The following is an 18,461-nucleotide window of genomic DNA, read 5'->3' on the forward strand; positions in this document are numbered from 1 at the left end:
CGCGATCCTCGTGAATCCGATCCTCGACAAGGCGGAGCGCAAGGTGTTCAGGCGCTTCCTGCAGGAGCACTTCTCGAACCGCACCCATCCGCGCGCCTCCGTGATGCCGAAATACATTCGCCAGCAGATCCGGGAGACCTATGCGGACGACAACCGGACGCTCTTTGCAAGATTCATCCGAGGATATGATCAGGAACTCGACCAGTATCTGCCTTGATCGGTGAGGTTGGTTTTTGATTTTTCAGCTTGTCTGCACTGGCAACAGTGGCCGGACCGGCATGAGTATTGAATAGGATCATTTAGATCGTGCTCGCCGAGATCCCGGCGCACCGACCCCTGCCTCCTCGTCCACCGCAGGACATTCGCGGGCCTCGCGCCGGTCTCGCTCGCGCGGCTGGTGTATCCGGGGGGCGGTATCGGCTGGAGGGGCGGTTCTCGGGGGCGAGTGCGGGGTATGGGGTTATGTGATAGAGGCGAGGCGTTCGCGGCTGGTGAAGGCAAGGCGATTGCCGCCGGGCACAGCGGAAACTCTTCTCCCCTCAGGGGAGAAGATGGCGCGCAGCGCCGGATGAGGGGTGGAGCCTCCGCACCCGCGTCCGCAACAGGGTGACGCTGCGCCTCCGCATCCTAGGGGCCGAAGGTGTTCAATGGCGCGTACGTGAGACTCGGGCGCTCATCTCGGACGCCTCATCTGCCGCCGCCCCCTCATCCGGCCCTGCGGGCCACCTTCTCCCCGACGGGGAGAAGATAACTTGCCGCGCTTCCTTGCCTGTCTGACCGCATCTTGGCGGCCGGAGAACGCCGTCCCCCATTGCCAATCCCCCCAAAACCCCCTATCACTCCTCAAGTTGTATAGCCAACTTGTCGGAGCCTCTCATGCGCAGCAACAGCCGTTACCGGGATGTCGAGATCCGTGCGCCGCGGGGGGGCACGCTCACCGCGAAGAGCTGGCAGACCGAGGCGCCGCTGCGGATGCTGATGAACAATCTCGATCCGGACGTGGCCGAGAATCCGAAGGAGCTGGTGGTCTATGGCGGCATCGGCCGGGCCGCGCGCGACTGGAATGCCTATGACCGGATCACCGAGACGCTGAAGCGGCTGGAGGGGGACGAGACGCTGCTGGTGCAGTCCGGCAAGCCGGTCGGCGTGTTCCGCACCCACGGCGATGCGCCGCGCGTGCTGATCGCCAATTCCAATCTCGTGCCGCACTGGGCCACCTGGGAGCATTTCAACCATCTCGACCGGCTGGGCCTTGCCATGTATGGCCAGATGACCGCCGGCTCGTGGATCTACATCGGCAGCCAGGGCATCGTGCAGGGCACTTACGAGACCTTCGTCGAGGCCGGGCGCCAGCATTACGGCGGCAACCTCGCCGGGCGCTGGGTGCTCACCGCCGGGCTCGGCGGCATGGGCGGCGCGCAGCCGCTGGCGGCCAGCATGGCGGGCGCGGCCAGCCTCAACATCGAGTGCCAGCAGAGCCGCATCGATTTCCGCCTGCGCACCCGCTACGTCGACCAGCAGGCGAAAGACCTCGACGAGGCGCTGGAGATGATCGACCGCGCGGTGAAGGCCGGCGCGGCCACCTCGGTCGCCCTCCTCGGCAACGCCGCCGAGATCCTGCCCGAACTCGTGCGCCGCGGCGTGCGCCCCGACACGGTCACCGACCAGACCTCGGCCCACGACCCGCTCAACGGCTACCTGCCCGAGGGCTGGACCTGGGACGCGTACAAGTCCCGCGCCGTGTCCGATCCGGCCGGCACGGTCAAGGCGGCCAAGGCGTCGATGGCCCGCCACGTCACCGCGATGCTGGCCTTCGCGCAGATGGGCGTGCCGACCTTCGACTATGGCAACAACATCCGCCAGATGGCGAAGGACGAAGGCGTTGCCAACGCCTTCGACTTCCCCGGCTTCGTGCCGGCCTATATCCGCCCTCTGTTCTGCCGCGGCGTCGGCCCGTTCCGCTGGGCGGCGCTGTCCGGCGATCCGGAGGACATCGCGAAGACCGACGCAAGGTGAAGGAGCTGATCCCGGACGATCCCCACCTTCACCGCTGGCTCGACATGGCGGGAAGCCGCATCGCCTTCCAGGGCCTGCCGGCGCGCATCTGCTGGGTCGGCCTCGGCGACCGCCACCGCCTCGGCCTTGCCTTCAACGAGATGGTGGCCTCGGGCGAACTGTCCGCGCCGGTGGTGATCGGCCGCGATCACCTCGATTCCGGCTCGGTCGCCTCGCCCAACCGCGAGACCGAGGCGATGCGCGACGGCTCGGACGCCGTGTCCGACTGGCCGCTGCTCAACGCCCTGCTCAACTGCGCGAGCGGCGCCACCTGGGTGTCGCTGCACCACGGCGGCGGCGTCGGCATGGGCTATTCCCAGCATTCCGGCATGGTGATCTGCGCCGACGGCACGCCGGAAGCCGCCGCCCGCGTCGCCCGCGTTCTCTGGAACGACCCGGCCACCGGCGTCATGCGCCACGCCGACGCCGGCTACGACATCGCCATCGACTGGGCCCGCCAGAAGGGCCTCGACCTGCCGTCGATCTGAGGCGGGCGTTCTTGACGATGGAAGGCGGGCGTCAGCCCGCCGCCCAGTCGCGCAGGGCCGGCAGCAGGCGCTCCAGTACGGCGCGCATCGGCGCCGCGCGGGCCACGTCATAGGGCGCGGGCACCGGGTCTTCGTGCTCGTCCATGTAGCCGCGGCAGGCCAGCTCCATCTGCACGCCGTGGACGCCGGCGGTCGGCTTGCCGATGCTGCGGGTGATCCAGCCGCCCTTGAAGCGGCCGTTGGTGACGCAGGAGAACTCGGAGGCCGCGCAGATCTCCCCGGTCAGCGCTTCGGCCGCCGGATCGCAGGAAAGCCCGCCGTTGGTGCCGATGTTGAACACCGGCAGTTCGCCCTCGAACAGCCGCGCGATCGCCGAGCGGATCGAGTGGCAGTCGTAGACGACGATCCGCGGGTGAAGGTCACGCAGCCGCGTGATCTGTCGGGCCAGCTCCGCATGATAGGGCTCGTGATAGGTCCGCCGCCGCGCCTCCACCTCTTCGGCGTCCGGTTCCCGGCCTGCGTGGTAGAGCGCACGGCCATCGAAGGTGGTGGTCGGGCAGAGCTCGGTGGTGGCCATGCCCGGATAGAGCGAGACGCCGGACGGGTCGCGGTTGACGTCGATGACGCTGCGCGAGATCGCGGTGCGCACCACGGTGGCGCCCAGCGCGGGCGCAAAGTCGTAGAGCGTCTCGATCCACCAGTCGGTGTCGTTGAGGGCGAGCTCCCGCGAGACATAGGCGTCGGCATAGGGGGCCGGCAGGCGGGTGCCGGTGTGGGGGATGGAGACGAGCAGCGGCGCATCGCCCTCCGTCACCTGGAGCCAGTCGGTCGTCATGTGTGCCTCATGAATGGGAGGGGCGCGGATCGCGCGCGGCCGTGCCTGAGCTGGCGGCCATGGGTCAGAGCAGCGTCGCCGCGCCCCGGTCGAGATAGGTGTCGAGGAACTGTTCGATGCGCGGATGGCGCGGCTTGCCGAACACCTCGCCGGGCGTACCCTGCACCAGAAGCTTGCCGTGGTCGAGGAACACGATCTTGGCGCCGACCGAGGCGGCAAAGCCGATCTCGTGGGTGACGACCAGCATGGTCATGCCGGTCTTGGCCAGATCGCGCATCACGTTCAGGACCTCGCCGGTCAGCTCCGGATCGAGCGACGAGGTCGGCTCGTCGAACAGCATGATCCGCGGCTCCAGCGCCAGCGCCCGGGCAATCGCCACGCGCTGCTGCTGGCCGCCCGAAAGCTCGGACGGATAGTGGCTGGCGCGGCCCGACAGGCCGACCTTCTCCAGCTCGGCCATCGCCCGCGCCTCGGCGTCGCGGCGCTTCATGCCGCGCACGATCACCAGCGCCTCGGACACATTGCCGAGCGCGGTCATGTGCGGCCAGAGATTGAACTGCTGGAACACCATGCCGACGCGGCTTCGCACCGGGCGGATCGCGCTCTGCGGCAGGCGCATGCGCTCGCCGGAGGGGCCGGCGGCAAAGCCGAGCGGCTCGCCGTCGATCTCGATGAAGCCGTCGGTGGCCTCTTCCAGGAAGGCGATGCAGCGCAGCAGCGTCGACTTGCCGGACCCGGACGGGCCGATCAGGCAGGTGACCTCGCCGCGCCCGGCGTCGAGATCGATGCCGTCGAGCACGGTGGTCTGGCCGAAGCGCTTGACAAGGCCGCGGACGCGGATGGCGGGTGTGAGACTCATGACACGGAGAACCGGTATTTGGAGAGGCGTCTTTCGGCATGGCGGCCGGCGGCGCCGCACAGCTCGACGAGGCCCCAGTAGAGCAGGGCGAGAATCGTGAAGCTCTCGACGAAGGCGTAATATTCGGTGCCGATGGCGCTGACCACAAGGGTCAGTTCCGGCACGGAGATGATGGAGAGGATGGCCGTCTCCTTCAGCATCAGGATGGTCATGTTCACCATCGACGGCAGCACCAGCATGGTCATCTCGGGCAGGATGATCCGGCGCATGGTCTGCGACCGGTCGAGGCCGACGCAGTCGGCGGCCTCCAGATGGCCCTTGGGGATCGCATCGAATCCGGCGCGCCAGAGTTCCGAATAATAGGCGGCGCCGTAGACCGTCAGGCCGAGCAGGCCGGCCACGGTCTTGTCCAGCGACAGGCCGACATAGGGGCCGCCGTAGTAGAGCAGGAAGATCTGGACGAGGAAGGGCGTGCCGCGGATCAGCTCCACCGGCAGCATCAGGAGGGTGTCCACCGGCTTGCCGCCGTAGCGGCGGGCGACCGCGATGAAGAAGCCGAGCACGAGGCCGAGGCCGCTGCCGGCCACCCACAGGGCGATGGTGATCGCCAGCGCGGTGAGGATCTGCGGCCCGAAGGAGAGGACGAGGTCGAGATCGAAGCTCATCAGATCCGCCCCCAGCGCAGCTTCTTCTCGAGGCCGTAGCCGAGCGCGACCAGCACGAGATTGATGACGAGGTAGACAAAGCCGGCGGCGGTGTAGATCTCCATCGGCTTGTAGGTGCTGGCGGCGAGATTCTGGGCCATGCGCGTGAGCTCCACCACGCCGACCACCGAGATCAGCGACGAGGACTTCAGCATCATGATCGCCTCGCTGATCAGCGCCGGCATGGTCAGCTTCACGGCGATCGGCATCCGGATCCGGCGGAAGATCGCAAGGCGCGAGAAGCCGGACATTTCGGCCGCCTCCACGAGGCCGCGCGGCACGCTGGCGAAGCCGCCGCGCAGGATCTCGGCCTGGTAGGCGGAGGTGCACAGCGCCATGCCGGCGATGGCGGCCACATGGCTTGGCACGTCGAGGCCGACGCCCGGCAGCAGGTAGTAGATCAGCAGAAGCTGGACCAGCAGCGGCACGCCGCGAAAGAAGCTGACGTAGAGCTTGCCGGCAAAGGCCAGCGCCCGGTTGCGCGACAGCGTCGCCGAACAGATCCCCGCCGACATCACGAAGCCGATCGAGATCGAGATCGCGCTGTAGAGCACGGTCCACTGCGCGGCGTAGACGAGAAGGGAGAACAGCTTCCAGGAGATCATGGGGCTCCGGGGGAAACGTCGGTCGTCGTCAGGGGGCTGCGGCATGATGCGCCGCGGCCGCGCCTGCTTCAGCAACAGGGCGCGGGGGAGGGCAATTGCCGCCCGCCCCCACGCCCGTCGGGACGCGTCTTCGGTCAGAAGGCCGCTTCGGTGACCTTTTCCGGGGTCTCGAACACCACGCCGAACCACTTCTTCTGGATCTCGCCCATGCGGCCGTCGGCCTTGATCGTCGCCATGGCGGCATCGATCGCGTCCATCAGGCTGGCGTAGTCCGGATCCTTGCGGCCGGGATATCCGAAATAGGTCTTGGCGCCGAACGGCGGCTCGACGAGGGCGAAGGTGTCGGGCTGCTGCTGGGCGAGGAAGGCGATGTTGGGGAAGGAATTGGCGACCGCGACCACGCGGCCGGAGGCGAGCGCCGCATAGGCCTCGTTGAAGCTCACGAATTCCTGGCGTCGACCGGGGTCGGCAGCTTGGCGGAAAATTCCTGGAGCTGGGCAAGCTGGGCGGTGGCCTTGCCGCTGCCGACGGCCTTGCCGGCCACGTCCTCGGGCTTGGTGATGCTGTCGTCGCCGGCCTTCTTGAGCAGGGCGACGGTCGCCTCGGCGATCGGCGGCGAGAAGCGGTAGCGCTCCATGCGGGCGTGGTGATGGTGGCCGGGCCGGCGACCATGTCGAACTTGCCGCTTTCGAGGCCGGGCAGCACGCCGTCCCAGGGCAGTTCGACCCATTCGATGGTCACGCCCATCTCCTTGCCGATCTCGGCGAAGAGATCGACGTTGAGGCCGACGTGGGTGCCGGTCTCGTCGATGAAGTCGAACGGCGCGAAGGCGGTTTCGGTGCCGACCTTCAGCACGCCGGCGGCCTTCACCTTGGCCAGGATGTCCTCGGCCTGGGCCGAGGCGCCGGCGCCGACGGTCACGGCAACGGCCATGGCGGCGGTCATGAGTGTCTTCAGGAACATGTCGACGCATCCCCTCTCTTGGTCCGCCCCGCAGCCCGGATCGTCCGGTGGCCATGGAACGGCTGGCTTCATTTGCCTATACAAAAAGGACCGCGCTTCGGGGCGCTTGTCAATCGGCCGCTGCCGAAAAAGTTGTCACGCCCCTTTCCTGGGCGGACCGTCCCCGTCGCGGCCGCTGCCGGGGTGAAAGCGGGCGACGAGTTCGTAGCCGCCGGCCGGAAACACCGTCCGCGCCGCGGTCACCGGCGCGCCGTTCCGCCAGGTCCGCCGTTCAAGCACCAGGCAGGCGGCGGCGGGTGGGAGGTCGAGCAGATGCGCGGTCTCGGTGTCGGCGCCGATGGCGCGGATGCGGTGTTCGGCCTCGCTCCACGGCACATGCGCCAGCAGCCAGCTTCCCGGCGGCTCCGATGCAAATGTCTCGCCAGCCGCGTCCGGCACCGAGGAGAGATCGATCAGCCGGTCTTCCAGCGCAAACGGCCGTCCGCCGCCGATGTGCAGGTAGCGCAGGGCGAGCACCTCGCGGGGCGTCGTGACCCCGAGCCGGTGCATGTCGGCGGCGCTCGAGGCGCGGGTCCTGCGGTCGAGGAAATGCAGGCCATAGGCAAGGCCGAGGGCAAGGATCTCGGCCTTGACGTCGGGGATCTCCAGCAGGGCCGAGGGCGGGCGCGGCTTGGAGACGAAGGTGCCGGCGCGGCGGCGGCGCTCCACGAGGCCGGCGGCGGCCAGTTCGGTCAGCACCTTGTTGACGGTCATCCGCGAGCAGTCGTAGGCGGCCATCAGCTCGTGCTCGACGGGAACCCGGTGGCCGGGCGGCCAGTCGCCGGACAGGATGCGCCGTTCCAGATCGTCGCGGATGCGCCGGTGCAGCGAGGCGCCGCCCGCAGCAGGCACAGGGCGGGGCCGGGACACGTCGGCGATCCTGTCGGCTGCATCGCTCGCCAAGGCGCTCCCTTTCGGCACGGGCAAGGGCGCGGCGATCCCCGCGGCTGCGACCCCCCGGGGCCGCGCGCGGCCGGACGGCCGGATGCGAATATTTGTATAGGCATAAGCGGCGGGTTGGCTAGACCCGCCCCGGCGGCACGACCCCGTCATCCCCAGCGATGCGGCGGCTGGACCCATGATCCGTCAGCCGTACCATGCAGGCGCCACGACCGGCAGGTAGGTGGTCTCCTTGGCGGAGGAGAGCACGATCAGCGTCTCGGTGCGCTCGATTCCCGGGACGCCCTTGATGACGTTGGTGAGAAACGCCTCCAGCATCCGCGTGGTCGTCACCCGCACCTTCAGCAGGTAGTTCCACTGCCCGGTGACGTGATGGGCCTCCTGCACGGCGGGCTCGGCGCCGATCCGGGTCAGGAACGCGTCGGCGACGGCCGGATCGCTCCAGCTCACGAAGACGAAGGCCAGCAGGTCGAGACCGAGGGCCTCCGGGGCCGCCTGGCCATGGACGCCCAGCAGCACGCCGCGCTCGGACAGCTTGCGGACCCGCTCCGTGACGGAGGAGACGGCAAGGCCGACCGCCTTGGCCAGATCCGAATAGGACGTCTGGCCCTGACGCTGCAGCAGGTCCACCAGTTGCCGATCGACGGAATCGAGATCTGCCACACGAATTCCTTTCGTCATACCACTTGCAATGCCGAAAATTATACGGCATATAGGCCGCGTCGCCGGCATATTTACGGACGGGCGCGTATCATCGGTCAGTCGCCGCGGCGGGGCAAGGCCCTGATGCAATTTCCGACCGGAGCGCGTCCCGCACAGGCGACGCTTCCTCGTCCTGGTCTGCCTCCGCCCCGACCGCATGGTGCGGCGGGGACCGGCGGCCGGGCGGTCGCGACCTTTTTCCGACGGACGCCCGCGTCCGCCTGTCCCGTGCCGTTCGGCGCGGCGGGCGGAGCCGTGGCCGCGCGCCGGCGCAACCGGGACCACGGCCTGCAACCCTTTGAACAGGAACTGATATTATGACGATCTATAGTGGAACGCCCCTCGCGGACACGATCTCCGGCGGCGTCGGCGCCGACACCATCAACGGCTACGGCGGCAATGACGTGCTGCAGGGCCATGGCGGCAACGACCTGATCGGCGGCGGTATCGGCGATGACACGCTCGACGGCGGAGCCGACGACGACATCCTCACCGGTGGCAGCGGCCACGACACGCTGAAGGCCACCAGCGGTAACGACATCCTCCATGGCGATGCCGGCGACGATTTCATCCAGGTGGGCAAGAGCGCCGGCAAGACCTCGATCAACGGTGGCGCCGACATCGATCATCTGGCGCTCAATCGCTCCCTGTCCTCCACGGCGCTCAGCCTTGATTTCACCAATCCGGCGGCCAAGCAGACGCTTCTCGACGGAACCACCATCGTCGGTGTCGAGCGCATCACCGTGACCGCCACCGCCTACAACGACACGATCGTCGGCGGCACTCACGACGACACCATGTTCGGCGCCTCGGCCACGATCATCTCGACGGCGGCGACGGCGACGATCTCCTCAGCGGCCAGGGCGGCGACGACGTGCTGTTCGGCAGCGGCGGCGCAAACGTGATGCTCGGCGGCAGCGGCACGGACACCATCGTCTCTGAGTCCGCCGAAGGCGACGTCATCGATGGCGGCGAGGGGAGCGACACGCTCCATCTCTACCGGGATGCGCTGGACCTGCCGCTCGCCTTCTCCATCGCCGATCCGGCCGTCCAGCAGGTGCTGGCCGACGGCACGACGCTGGTCAACATCGAGAAGCTGTTCGTCAAGTCCGGAGGCGGCGACGATTCCATCTCGGGCGGAATGCTTGGCGATGTGATCTATGCCGGAGGCGGGGATGACACGCTCTATGGCGACAAAGGTTACGACATCCTGTTCGGCGAGAACGGGAACGACTGGATCAATGGCGGACCGGGTGCGGGCGCCATGTCCGGCGGCGCCGGCAACGACTTCCTGACCAGCGAAGCGGCCGGCGACGAACTCGACGGCGGCATCGACGTCGACAAGCTCGGCATCGGGCGCGAGGGGACGACGCTTGGCCTCACCCTGTCGCTGGCCGATCCGGAGGCGGTCCTTACCCTGGCCGACGGCACGGTGGCCCAGAATTTCGAGCAGCTGGTGTTCTGGGGCGGGTCGGGGGTCGACACGATCACGGGCGGTGCCCTTGCGGACTCCATCGACGGCGGCGGCGGTAACGACGTGCTCGCCGGCGGCGGCGGCGAGGACAAGCTCTATGGCGGTCCTGGCTATGACATCCTTCATGGCGGCGACGAGGCCGACGACCTCTATGTCGGCAACGCCAATGGCGAGCCTACGGCGACGGCGGTGACGACCATGTCATCGTCTCCAACGGACCGTTCCTGGTGCGCGACGATTCCGAGACCGGCGTGTTTCATCTCGATGGCGGCGAGGGCGTCGACACGCTGCATTACTACGCGAACCTGCTGCCTTTCCCGGTCACGCTGTCGATCGCCGATCCGGATGCGGTCTTCGAGATCGCGACCGGTCAGACCTTCACGAGCTTCGAGATGCTCGACTACCACGGCGGCAACGGCATCGACACCGTCACCGGCGGCGCCCTCGCCGATGTGATCTACGGGGGCGGCAGCAACGACGCGCTTGCCGGCGGGGCCGGCATGGATCTGCTCAAGGGCGAGGCCGGCAACGACCTTCTCGAAGGCGGCGGCGCCAGCGACACGCTGGAGGGCGGCGACAATACCGACATCCTGCTCGGCGGCGCCGGCGCCGACACGCTCGACGGCGGGGCCGGGGCCGATACGCTGAACGGCGGCGTCGTCAACGACACGCTGACCGGCGGCATCGGCACCGACACCTTCGTCTTCGCCTCCACCCTGGGCGCCGGCAACATCGACACGATCACCGACTACAAGGTCGCCGACGACGTGATCCACCTCGACGACGCGATCTTCAAGGCGCTCGTTCCGGGCGCCCTTGCCAACGGCGCCTTCGCGCTCGGCGCGGCGGCAGGGGACGCCGACGATCGCATCCTCTACGACGCCGCCACCGGCGCGCTGCGCTACGACGCCGACGGCACCGGCGCCGGCGCGGCGGTCCAGTTCGCCACGCTCGAGACGGGGCTCGCCATGTCCGCCGGCGAGTTCTTCGTGATCTGACGCGCGCAGGACGGCTCCGACCGACGCACGGCCGCATCCGCCAGGGTGCGGCCGCTGTCGTTTCAGATCGTCGTGGCGCGGAAGATCTGCGCGACTTCTATGCATATGCCGCAAAATTGTGTGCGTAAATCGACTTTCAGTATGCATTGATCCGGAGCGCTGGTTGCCCTGATCGGGCTGTCATCCGGCCAGGTGATTGAAAGAGAAGGCCGATGCCCCTCGACAGCCGGCCTGCCGTGGCCGGTCGGCGGTTCCGACACCGTCCCGGCGCGTGGCATGTGTCTTGCGATCCTCCCGTGACCGGACGGATGCCCCTGCAGCGGCGTCGGACCGGGGGACGAACGGGAGAGACGGGATGAGTGCGGTGATGACGGAACGCCCGGCGGCGATCGGCGAGACCGAGTGGGAGGCGCGGGTGAAGCTCGCGGCGAGCTACCGGATGGTGGCGCGGCTCGGCATGGACGATCTCATCTACAACCACATCTCCCTGCGGGTGCCCGGCCACGACGACCAGTTCCTGATCAATCCCTACGGTCTGCTGTTCAGCGAGATCACCGCCTCCAGCCTCGTCAAGATCGACACGGAGGGCCGCAAGATCGCCGACAGCCCGCATGACGTGAATGTCGCCGCCTTCGTGATCCACGCCGCGATCCATCGCAGCCGCCACGACGCCGCCTGCGTGCTGCACACCCATTCGGACGCCAGCGTCGCCGTGTCCGGGCAGGAGAAGGGCCTGCTGCCGCTCAGCCAGTTCGCCATGCGCTTCTACGGCCGGCAGGGGTTCCACGACTACGAGGGCGTCGCCATCGACATGGACGAGCAGGCCCGGCTCGTCGCCGATCTTGCCGGCCATCCGGTGATGCTGATGCGCAACCACGGCATCCTCACCGTCGGGCGCTCGCCGGGCGAGGCTTTCATGCTGCTCTATTATTTCGAGCGGGCGGCCAAGATCCAGCTCGCCATGCAGGCGGCCGCCCCCGCCGCCGGACCGCTGGTGCTCCCCACCCACGAGGTCTGCGAGAAGGCCGCCCGCCAGTTCTGGGAGCTCCAGGGCGACATCCTCATCCCCGGCGAACGCGAGTGGCCGGCGCTGATGCGCGATCTCGACCGTCACGATCCGAGCTACCGGACCTGACATCCACGCCGCTGCCCGTCGTCCCGCTCCGCTTTCCAGTCAAGGTTTTCCATGCCCCGCCAGATGCATCTCGGCCTCTTCATCCTCGGCACCGGCAGCCACGTCGCCGGCTGGCGCTATCCCGGCGCGGTGACGAGCTTCCAGGACTTTTCCGCGATCGCCGAGATCGCCCGCACCGCCGAGCGCGGCCTGTTCGACCTGATCTTCATGGGCGACAACCTCAACGCCGACCCGGCCGCCCATCCCTCCTACACCCTGCGGCTCGAACCGCTGACGATGCTGGCCGCGCTGGCCACCGTCACCAGCCGCATCGGCCTCGGCGCCACGGTCTCGACCACCTATGCCGACCCCTTCTCGGTGGCGCGGGTGTTCGCCTCGCTCGACCACATCAGCGCCGGCCGGGCGGCGTGGAACGCGGTCACCACCGCCAATCCGGCGGCGGCGGCCAATTTCGGCACCGTCCATCCGGACCACGCCCGCCGCTACGAGATGGCCGGCGAGTTCCTCGACGTGGTCGGCGGCCTGTGGGACTGCTGGGATGACGATGCGGTGGTGGCGGACGCCGCCAGCGGTCTCTACATCGACCCGGCCAGGGTCCACGCCCTCGATCACGCGGGGGCCTTCTTCAAGGTGAAGGGGCCGGTCAACATCGGCCGCGCGCCCCAGGGCCGGCCGGTGGTGCTGCAGGCCGGCGGCTCGGAGCCCGGCCAGATTCTTGCCGCTCGCACCGCCGACGTCGTCTTTTCCGTGGTGCAGGAGATCGGCGAGGCCCGCGCGCAGTATGCCGCGCTGAAGGCCCGCCTTGCCGCCTTCGGCCGGACCGAGGCGGAGGTCACCGTGCTGCCGGGCGTGATGCCGGTGGTGGGCCGCACCGACGAGGAGGCGTTCGCCAGGCTCGCCGTGCTGCAGGGCTTCATCGATTCCTCGAACGGCCTCGCGCTGCTGTCCGACCGGCTCGGCATCGACATGAGCGGCTACGATCTCGACGGGCCGATCCCGGACATTCCGCTGCCGGACACCTACCACAGCTTCGCCCGCGTGATGCTGTCCAAGGCACGGCGCGAGAACATGAAGCTGCGCGACCTCTACAATCTCACCGCCGCGGCCCGCGGCCACTGGGTTCTGTGCGGCTCGCCGACCACCATCGCCGACACGCTGGAGGAATGGTTCACCACCGGCGCCGCCGACGGCTTCAACGTCATGCCGCCGTGGTTCCACGAGGGCTTCACCGACTTCGTCGATCTCGTCGTTCCGGAGCTGCAGCGGCGCGGCCTGTTCCGCACGCAGTATGAGGGCACCACCCTGCGCGACCATCTCGGCCTGTCGCGGCCGGCACCCAAGCGCTGATCCCGTGGCCGGCGCGCCGCCCGTCGCCGTCACCCCCGTCGCCTTCACCGAGGCAGGCACCGGCCCGGCGGTGATCCTCGTCCATGGCTGGTGCTGCGCGGCGTCCTTCTGGGCGCCGACCCAGGCCGCGCTCTCCGGCAGATTTCGGCTGATCGCGCCGGACCTGCCGCCGGGGACACCCATTTCAGAGGCCGCCAACCTCGTCTGCACGCTCGCCGGTCATCTCGGTCTCGGTGACGTCGCCCTCGTCGGCCATTCCATGGGCGGGCCGGTGGCGATCGAGGCGGGAATCGCGATGGCGGGGCCGGACGGGCCGCGCTGCCGGCAGATCGTCGGCGTCGACACCTTCACCGACCCGCGCTTCTACCTGCCGCTGGATCCGGAAGTTCGTGCGCAGCGGCTCGCCTTCTTCCGCAGCGCCTTCGCCGGCACCATGCAGTCGATGGTGTGGTCGATCACGGCCCCGGAGACCGAGCCCGCCGTCGTGGCCGCCATCGCGGCGACCATGGCGGCGTGTCCGCCGGACGCGGCGCTCGACGCGCTCGGCTCGCTGCTCGACTACGACATTCTCGCGCGATGGCCGGCACTGACCTGTCCCGCCACCACGATCAATGCGGCGCGCCTGATGGGCGAGGGCGATGCGGCGCTGATCGCCCGCCTGCCCGGCCTCGAGGTGGTCCGGATGACGGGGGTCGGCCATTTCCCGATGCTGGAGGCGCCGGAGGCCTTCGCGGCGGCTCTCGCCGCCGCTCTCTAATTCCGAGAAAACAAGATCAGCTGGCCTTGGCGATCGGCTCGGCGACCGCCTCCGGCTTTTTCTTCGCCGACTTGATGATCGAGCCGCGCGCGGCGATGCCGCCGTCGATGGTGACCACGGTGCCGGTGATGTAGCCGGCGCGCGGCGAGGCGAGGAACACCATCAGGTCGGCGACCTCGTCGGGCGTCGCCGGGCGGCCGCCCGGATAGTCGGCGAACAGGTCCTCCCAGCGGCTTTCGTCGCCGAAGCGGTCGATCGCGCGGCGCTTCATCAGCTTGACCATCCGGTCGGTGGCGACCGGTCCCGGATTGACGCCGACGACCCGCACGCCGTCGTCGAGGCTGACGCCGCCGAGCGCCCGGGTGAAGGCCATCAGCGCGGCGTTGCCGGTCGAGCCGGCGATGTAGTCCGCGTCCCAGTTCTCGCCGGAATTGCCGATGTCGTTGATGATGACGCCGGCGCCCTTCGCCTGCATCCGCGCGAAATAGGCCTGGGTCAGCTCCATGTAGCCGAACACCTTCAGCGCGAAGCCGCGGCGCACCGCGGCCGGATCGAGCGAGGCCAGCGGGCCGGAGGGAATGTCGCCGGCGTTGTTGACGAGGATGTCGACGTCGCCGACGGCCTCGGCCAGCGCCGCCATCGCGCCCTCGGCGCCGAGATCGACCGCATGAATGCCCACCGTGACCGACGCCGCCGCCTCGATCTCCGCTTTCGCGGCCTCCAGCGCCGGACCGTTGCGGGCGGCAAGATGCAGATGGCAGCCCTCGGCCGCAAAGGCGTGGGCGGCGGCAAGGCCGATGCCTTTCGAGGCGCCGGTGATGAGGACGGTCTTGCCTTCGAGGTGAAGCTTCATCCGGGTGTTCCGTTCGTCTGTCCGTGGAGGGTCTGGAAAGTGGCTGGGAAGTCTGTGGCGTTCAGGCCCGCATCAGGGATTTCGGCAGGGCGGCGATGAAATCGGCCATGTCGTCGCCGAGCAGCATCACGTGGTCGCTCGCCGCCTTGAAGGCGGCCTCCGCGTCGGCGCGCTCGATCGCCTGCATGATCGTCTCGTGCTCGCCGATCGTTGCCGCCATCCGGCCGGGCTGGAAGGTGACATAGCGGCGGTAGGCCGCCACCCGGCGGCGCAAAGCCCGGGTCTGCTGGGCGATGAAGCCGGCATGGGAGGCGTCGTAGAGCACCTCGTGAAACTCGCGGTTGATCTCGTAGAAGCGCGGCGGGTCGGAGGTGGCGAGCGCCTCGACCAGCCGGGCGTGGATATTGCGCATCTCCGCCTTCTGCGCCGGCGAGGCCCGGCGGGCGGCGAGCTTGGCGCACAGGCCCTCCATCGCCGCCATCATCTCGAACATCTCGATCAGGATCGGGATCGAGATCGAGGCCACCGTCACCCCCTGACGGCCGCGCACCTCGACAAGGCCCATCGCCGCCAGCGCCTTCAGCGCCTCGCGCACCGGCGTGCGCGACACGCCGAAGCGCGTGGCCAGCTCCGCCTCGTCGAGCCGCTCGCCGGGGGCAAGTTCGGCGCTGACGATCATCTCTTCCAGCCGCGCCCGCAACTCGTCGGCCCGTGTGCCGGCGCGCGGAAGGGCGGTGCGTTCGTCGCCGGCCACCTCGCCGATCAGCATGTCCTCGCTCATCGTTCCTCCCGCCCCTCCGGGCCCGTCGCGCCTGTCCGGCGTCGTTGCATGCAGATAGCAGATTCTCGCATGCAGATCATCGCCACCATACCAGCCGCCCGTCGATCAGCGTCAGCAGGCCGTAGAGCGCCAGCGAGCCGAGCGAGGAGAGGAACACGGCGGCCCAGACCACCAGATAGTCGATCTGCGCCGTCGCCTGGTAGATCACCTGGCCGATGCCGGCATAGGCACCCATCATCTCGGCGACGATCACGGCGATGGTGCTGCGGGCAAGGCCGACGCGCAGGCCGGTGACGATCGACGGCATCGCCGCCGGCAGCCGCAGCCGCCACAGGATGCCGAGCCGCCCGGCGCCGAAGCTGCGCATCAGGTCGACCGCCTCCTGCTCGGGGCGCTTGAGGCCCTGGATGGCGTTGAGCAGCACGGCGAAGCTGACCGCCAGCGAGGCGAGCGCGATCTTGGAGGCGATGCCGAGGCCGAACCAGATCAGCGCCAGCGGCACGAAGGCGACCGAGGGCACCGAATTGAGCATCACCACCAGCGGCAGCAGCGCGGTCTCCAGCGGCGGGGCGAGCACCAGCACGATGGCGATCGAAAGCCCGAGGAGCGAGCCGATCACGAAGCCGGCCAGCGCCTCGCCAAGGGTGATCTGCACCGCCGCGCCGAGCGGCCCGGCGTTGTCCACCATCGTTCCGAGGATCGCGAACGGGCCGGGCAGGACATAGACCGGCACGTCCAGCAGCCACACTCCGCCCTCCCAGAGCAGGAGCAGGGCGGCAAGCCCGGCGGCCACCGGCAGGATCCGGTGCAAGGTTTCGGTCAGTCTCCCCGCCACCACACGTATCTCCGTTCGATGAGCACAAGCGAGCCGTAGAGCAGGCCGCCGAGGGCGCCGCAGGCGAGGATCAGGAGCCAGATCCGCGGGATCTCCTCCATGTACATGGCCTGCAGCAGGAGGACGCCGAGCCCGACCGTCTCGCCGAACCACTCGCCGACCATGGCGCCGATCAGGCTGAGGCGATGCCGAGCTTGAGGCCGACGAAGATCGTCGGCAGCGCCGAGGGTAGGGCGTAGGTGCGGAACATCTGCCAGCGGCTGGCGCCGAAGCTGCGCATCAGCGCGATCTTCTGCGGGTCGGCGGCCTTGAGGCCGCGCAGCGTGTTCACGGTGACAGGAAAGAAGGTGAGGTAGAAGGCGATCACCACCTTGGCAAGGATGGTGTTGCCGAAGGAGATCACCACCACGGCGCCGAAGGCGATCACCGGCACGGTCTGGGAGGCGATGAAGATCGGAAACAGCGCCCGCTCCAGGAAGCGCACATAGGAAAAGCCGGTGCCGCAGAGAAAGCCGAAGGCGGCACCCAGCGCAAAGCCCAGCAGCGTCTCGGTCAGCGTGCGCAGGAAGCCGGCGATGAGCGCCGGCGCGATCTTCCAGCCGTCCATCAGCACCACCTCGAGCGGCGGCAGGATGCGCCGCGGCACACCCAGGGCCGGCACCAGCACGGCCCAGGCCAGCGCCACGACCAAGAGCGCCATCGCCGGGGAACGGAGGAATCCGCGCGCGGTCATGGGGCGCCGCCGGTGGAGAAGCTCTTGATGCTCTCCTCCTCGACGATGGCGAGCAGCCGGCGCTTGATCTCGATGAATTCCGGCGAGGTCACCACTTCCGCGCCGCGCGGGCGCGGCAGGTCGATGGTCTCGACAGTCTTGATCCGGCCGGGGCGGGCGGTCATCACCACCACCCGGTCGCCAAGAAAGATCGCCTCGTCGATGTCATGGGTGATGAACAGCACCGTGCGCCGGTGCTTTTCCCACAGATCCAGCAGCCAGCGCTGCATCATCGCCCGGGTCAGGGCATCCAGCGCGCCGAACGGCTCGTCGAGCAGCATCAGCTCGCGCTCGAACAGGAAGGTGCGCATCAGCGCCACGCGCTGGCGCATGCCGCCGGAGAGCTGATGCGGATAATGGGTCTCGAAGCCGGCGAGGCCGAAGTCCGGCAGCATGGCTGCGGCGCGGGCGCGGGCCTGTGCCCGCGGCACGCCCTCGATCTCCAGCGCCAGCGTCGCGTTGTCGATCACCGTGCGCCAGGCGAACAGAAGGTCCTTCTGCGGCATGAAGGAGACCTTGCCCAGCAGCTCGCCGTCGCGCTGCGGCCGGCCCTTGAACAGCACGGCGCCATCGGCGTCCGTGTCGGCAAGGCCGGCGATCATGTTGAACAGGGTGGACTTGCCGCAGCCCGACGGGCCGATCAGCGTCACGAATTCGCCGGGGCGGATCGCCAGGTCGACGCCGGCAAGCGCCACGGTCTGGCGCGGCGCCTCGCCGAAGCGTTTCCAGACGTTGACCATCTCGACGAGCGGGGTCACGGGCGCCGAGGCTGGCTCCGGGGTCGTTTCGGCGGTCGGGGCGGCCGCCGGACGTTCGGCGGGGGCACCTTCGGGCGCGCTGTCTGCCATGCTCCTGAAGGCTCCTTTCAAGGCGGTCATCATGCCGTCCCTGCGTGTCCTGTCGTGCGGCCGATGGTGATCTGCCGGCCGGATGCGTACATCGATGAAGGAAGGGCCCGCGTCCGCGAGGGGTGCGGACGCGGGCCGGCTCGCCGGGACAGGGGCAGCGTGCCGGCGAGGAGGGGCGGGTGCGTCAGAGCTTCTTGAACTCGTCCGGCACCTTCTTGGAGAAGCTCTCGTCGAAGGCCTTGGAGAGATCGACCGGCGCCTTCAGGGCCTCGAAGCCGAGCAGGCGCTCCTGCACCGCCGCGATCGACGCCATGTCGAGCGTGCCGAGGCCGACGCTGCCGCCGAGGTTGGAGGTCATCAGCTCCTGCACCTTGTCGAGCATCAGCTCCTGGTGGGTGCGGTCGAGGCCGTCGGCGGCGGCCATGACGATGTCGATCGCCTCGGCCTTGTTCTCGAAGGCGTATTTCCAGCCCTTGAGGGTCGCGTCGAGGAAGGCCTGCACCTGCTCGGG

The 18,461-nt window shown here is 68.8% G+C and carries 19 protein-coding genes and 3 pseudogenes; 8 read left to right on the plus strand and 14 right to left on the minus strand.

Annotated features, from left to right (window positions below; all coding sequences use genetic code 11):
* Both A6302_RS23070 and hutU read left to right on the plus strand, forming a co-directional pair.
* Positions 1–217: hypothetical protein (locus A6302_RS23070; protein ID WP_169833596.1), on the plus strand; the 217-nt coding region annotated here is incomplete at its 5' end.
* A 659-nt stretch (positions 218–876) separates the two neighbouring features.
* A pseudogene (hutU, locus tag A6302_RS14720) lies at positions 877–2,543 on the plus strand (urocanate hydratase).
* 31 nt (positions 2,544–2,574) lie between these two features.
* On the opposite strand, the gene hutG reads toward hutU, so the two are convergent.
* The 7 genes and pseudogenes from hutG to A6302_RS14755 form a co-directional block, all read right to left on the minus strand.
* Positions 2,575–3,378, minus strand: a complete 804-nt coding sequence (gene hutG / locus A6302_RS14725; protein WP_069307677.1) for an N-formylglutamate deformylase — start codon at positions 3,376–3,378, stop codon at positions 2,575–2,577.
* A 64-nt stretch (positions 3,379–3,442) separates the two neighbouring features.
* The gene (locus A6302_RS14730; RefSeq protein ID WP_069307678.1) at positions 3,443–4,237 is read right to left on the minus strand and encodes an amino acid ABC transporter ATP-binding protein; all 795 of its coding nucleotides are present in this window, start codon (positions 4,235–4,237) and stop codon (positions 3,443–3,445) included.
* Entirely contained in the window at positions 4,234–4,902 is a 669-nt protein-coding gene (locus A6302_RS14735; protein ID WP_069307679.1) for an amino acid ABC transporter permease, read from the minus strand. The genes A6302_RS14730 and A6302_RS14735 overlap by 4 nt, the downstream gene beginning before the upstream one ends.
* Positions 4,902–5,543 carry an amino acid ABC transporter permease gene (locus A6302_RS14740; protein WP_069307689.1) on the minus strand — a complete coding sequence of 214 codons (642 nt, stop codon included), beginning with the start codon at positions 5,541–5,543 and terminating at the stop codon, positions 4,902–4,904. Before A6302_RS14740 ends, A6302_RS14735 begins: the two co-directional genes overlap by 1 nt.
* Positions 5,544–5,680: 137 nt before the next feature.
* Positions 5,681–6,509: pseudogene (locus A6302_RS14745) on the minus strand (transporter substrate-binding domain-containing protein).
* 135 nt (positions 6,510–6,644) lie between these two features.
* Positions 6,645–7,418: a histidine utilization transcriptional repressor HutC gene (gene hutC / locus A6302_RS14750; RefSeq protein ID WP_069307690.1), complete on the minus strand. Its 774-nt coding sequence runs from the start codon at positions 7,416–7,418 to the stop codon at positions 6,645–6,647.
* 216 nt (positions 7,419–7,634) lie between these two features.
* Positions 7,635–8,111: an Lrp/AsnC family transcriptional regulator gene (locus tag A6302_RS14755; protein WP_245294078.1), complete on the minus strand. Its 477-nt coding sequence runs from the start codon at positions 8,109–8,111 to the stop codon at positions 7,635–7,637.
* Positions 8,112–8,467: 356 nt separating this feature from the next.
* Here A6302_RS14755 and A6302_RS14760 point away from each other — a divergent pair, with 356 nt between their 5' ends.
* The 6 genes from A6302_RS14760 (at position 8,468) to A6302_RS14785 (ending at position 13,861) form a co-directional block, all read left to right on the plus strand.
* Positions 8,468–9,055 (plus strand): calcium-binding protein, encoded by a 588-nt coding sequence (locus A6302_RS14760; protein ID WP_069307681.1) that lies wholly within the window; start codon positions 8,468–8,470, stop codon positions 9,053–9,055.
* The gene (locus A6302_RS25410) at positions 9,025–10,080 is read left to right on the plus strand and encodes a calcium-binding protein (protein ID WP_069307682.1); all 1,056 of its coding nucleotides are present in this window, start codon (positions 9,025–9,027) and stop codon (positions 10,078–10,080) included. The genes A6302_RS14760 and A6302_RS25410 overlap by 31 nt, the downstream gene beginning before the upstream one ends.
* The gene (locus A6302_RS14770) at positions 10,017–10,622 is read left to right on the plus strand and encodes a calcium-binding protein (protein WP_069307683.1); all 606 of its coding nucleotides are present in this window, start codon (positions 10,017–10,019) and stop codon (positions 10,620–10,622) included. Before A6302_RS25410 ends, A6302_RS14770 begins: the two co-directional genes overlap by 64 nt.
* 367 nt (positions 10,623–10,989) lie before the next feature.
* Positions 10,990–11,757 (plus strand): class II aldolase/adducin family protein, encoded by a 768-nt coding sequence (locus A6302_RS14775; RefSeq protein ID WP_245294079.1) that lies wholly within the window; start codon positions 10,990–10,992, stop codon positions 11,755–11,757.
* A 51-nt stretch (positions 11,758–11,808) separates the two neighbouring features.
* Positions 11,809–13,104 carry an LLM class flavin-dependent oxidoreductase gene (locus A6302_RS14780; protein ID WP_069307685.1) on the plus strand — a complete coding sequence of 432 codons (1,296 nt, stop codon included), beginning with the start codon at positions 11,809–11,811 and terminating at the stop codon, positions 13,102–13,104.
* 4 nt (positions 13,105–13,108) lie between these two features.
* The gene (locus tag A6302_RS14785) at positions 13,109–13,861 is read left to right on the plus strand and encodes an alpha/beta fold hydrolase (protein ID WP_069307686.1); all 753 of its coding nucleotides are present in this window, start codon (positions 13,109–13,111) and stop codon (positions 13,859–13,861) included.
* 16 nt (positions 13,862–13,877) lie between these two features.
* Here the strand turns inward: A6302_RS14785 and A6302_RS14790 are convergent, their stop codons facing one another.
* The 7 genes and pseudogenes from A6302_RS14790 to A6302_RS23075 form a co-directional block, all read right to left on the minus strand.
* Positions 13,878–14,714: an SDR family oxidoreductase gene (locus A6302_RS14790; RefSeq protein ID WP_069307687.1), complete on the minus strand. Its 837-nt coding sequence runs from the start codon at positions 14,712–14,714 to the stop codon at positions 13,878–13,880.
* Positions 14,715–14,775: 61 nt separating this feature from the next.
* Complete coding sequence (locus tag A6302_RS14795) at positions 14,776–15,495, minus strand: GntR family transcriptional regulator (RefSeq protein ID WP_141703805.1); 720 nt, start codon at positions 15,493–15,495, stop codon at positions 14,776–14,778.
* A 76-nt stretch (positions 15,496–15,571) separates the two neighbouring features.
* On the minus strand, positions 15,572–16,330 hold the full coding sequence (locus A6302_RS14800; RefSeq protein ID WP_083255800.1) for an ABC transporter permease: 759 nt from the start codon (positions 16,328–16,330) through the stop codon (positions 15,572–15,574).
* Positions 16,315–16,494: a hypothetical protein gene (locus A6302_RS24650; protein WP_245294080.1), complete on the minus strand. Its 180-nt coding sequence runs from the start codon at positions 16,492–16,494 to the stop codon at positions 16,315–16,317. Before A6302_RS24650 ends, A6302_RS14800 begins: the two co-directional genes overlap by 16 nt.
* Before the next feature lie 8 nt (positions 16,495–16,502).
* A complete protein-coding gene (locus tag A6302_RS14805; RefSeq protein WP_245294081.1) occupies positions 16,503–17,063 on the minus strand; it encodes an ABC transporter permease in 561 nt (186 codons plus the stop codon).
* Positions 17,060–17,950, minus strand: a complete 891-nt coding sequence (locus A6302_RS14810) for an ABC transporter ATP-binding protein (protein WP_083255799.1) — start codon at positions 17,948–17,950, stop codon at positions 17,060–17,062. The genes A6302_RS14805 and A6302_RS14810 overlap by 4 nt, the downstream gene beginning before the upstream one ends.
* Before the next feature lie 184 nt (positions 17,951–18,134).
* A pseudogene (locus tag A6302_RS23075) lies at positions 18,135–18,461 on the minus strand (ABC transporter substrate-binding protein); the annotation flags it as partial.

The sequence above is a fragment of the Methylobrevis pamukkalensis genome (assembly GCF_001720135.1).
GTDB classification, from domain to species: Bacteria; Pseudomonadota; Alphaproteobacteria; order Rhizobiales; family Pleomorphomonadaceae; genus Methylobrevis; species Methylobrevis pamukkalensis.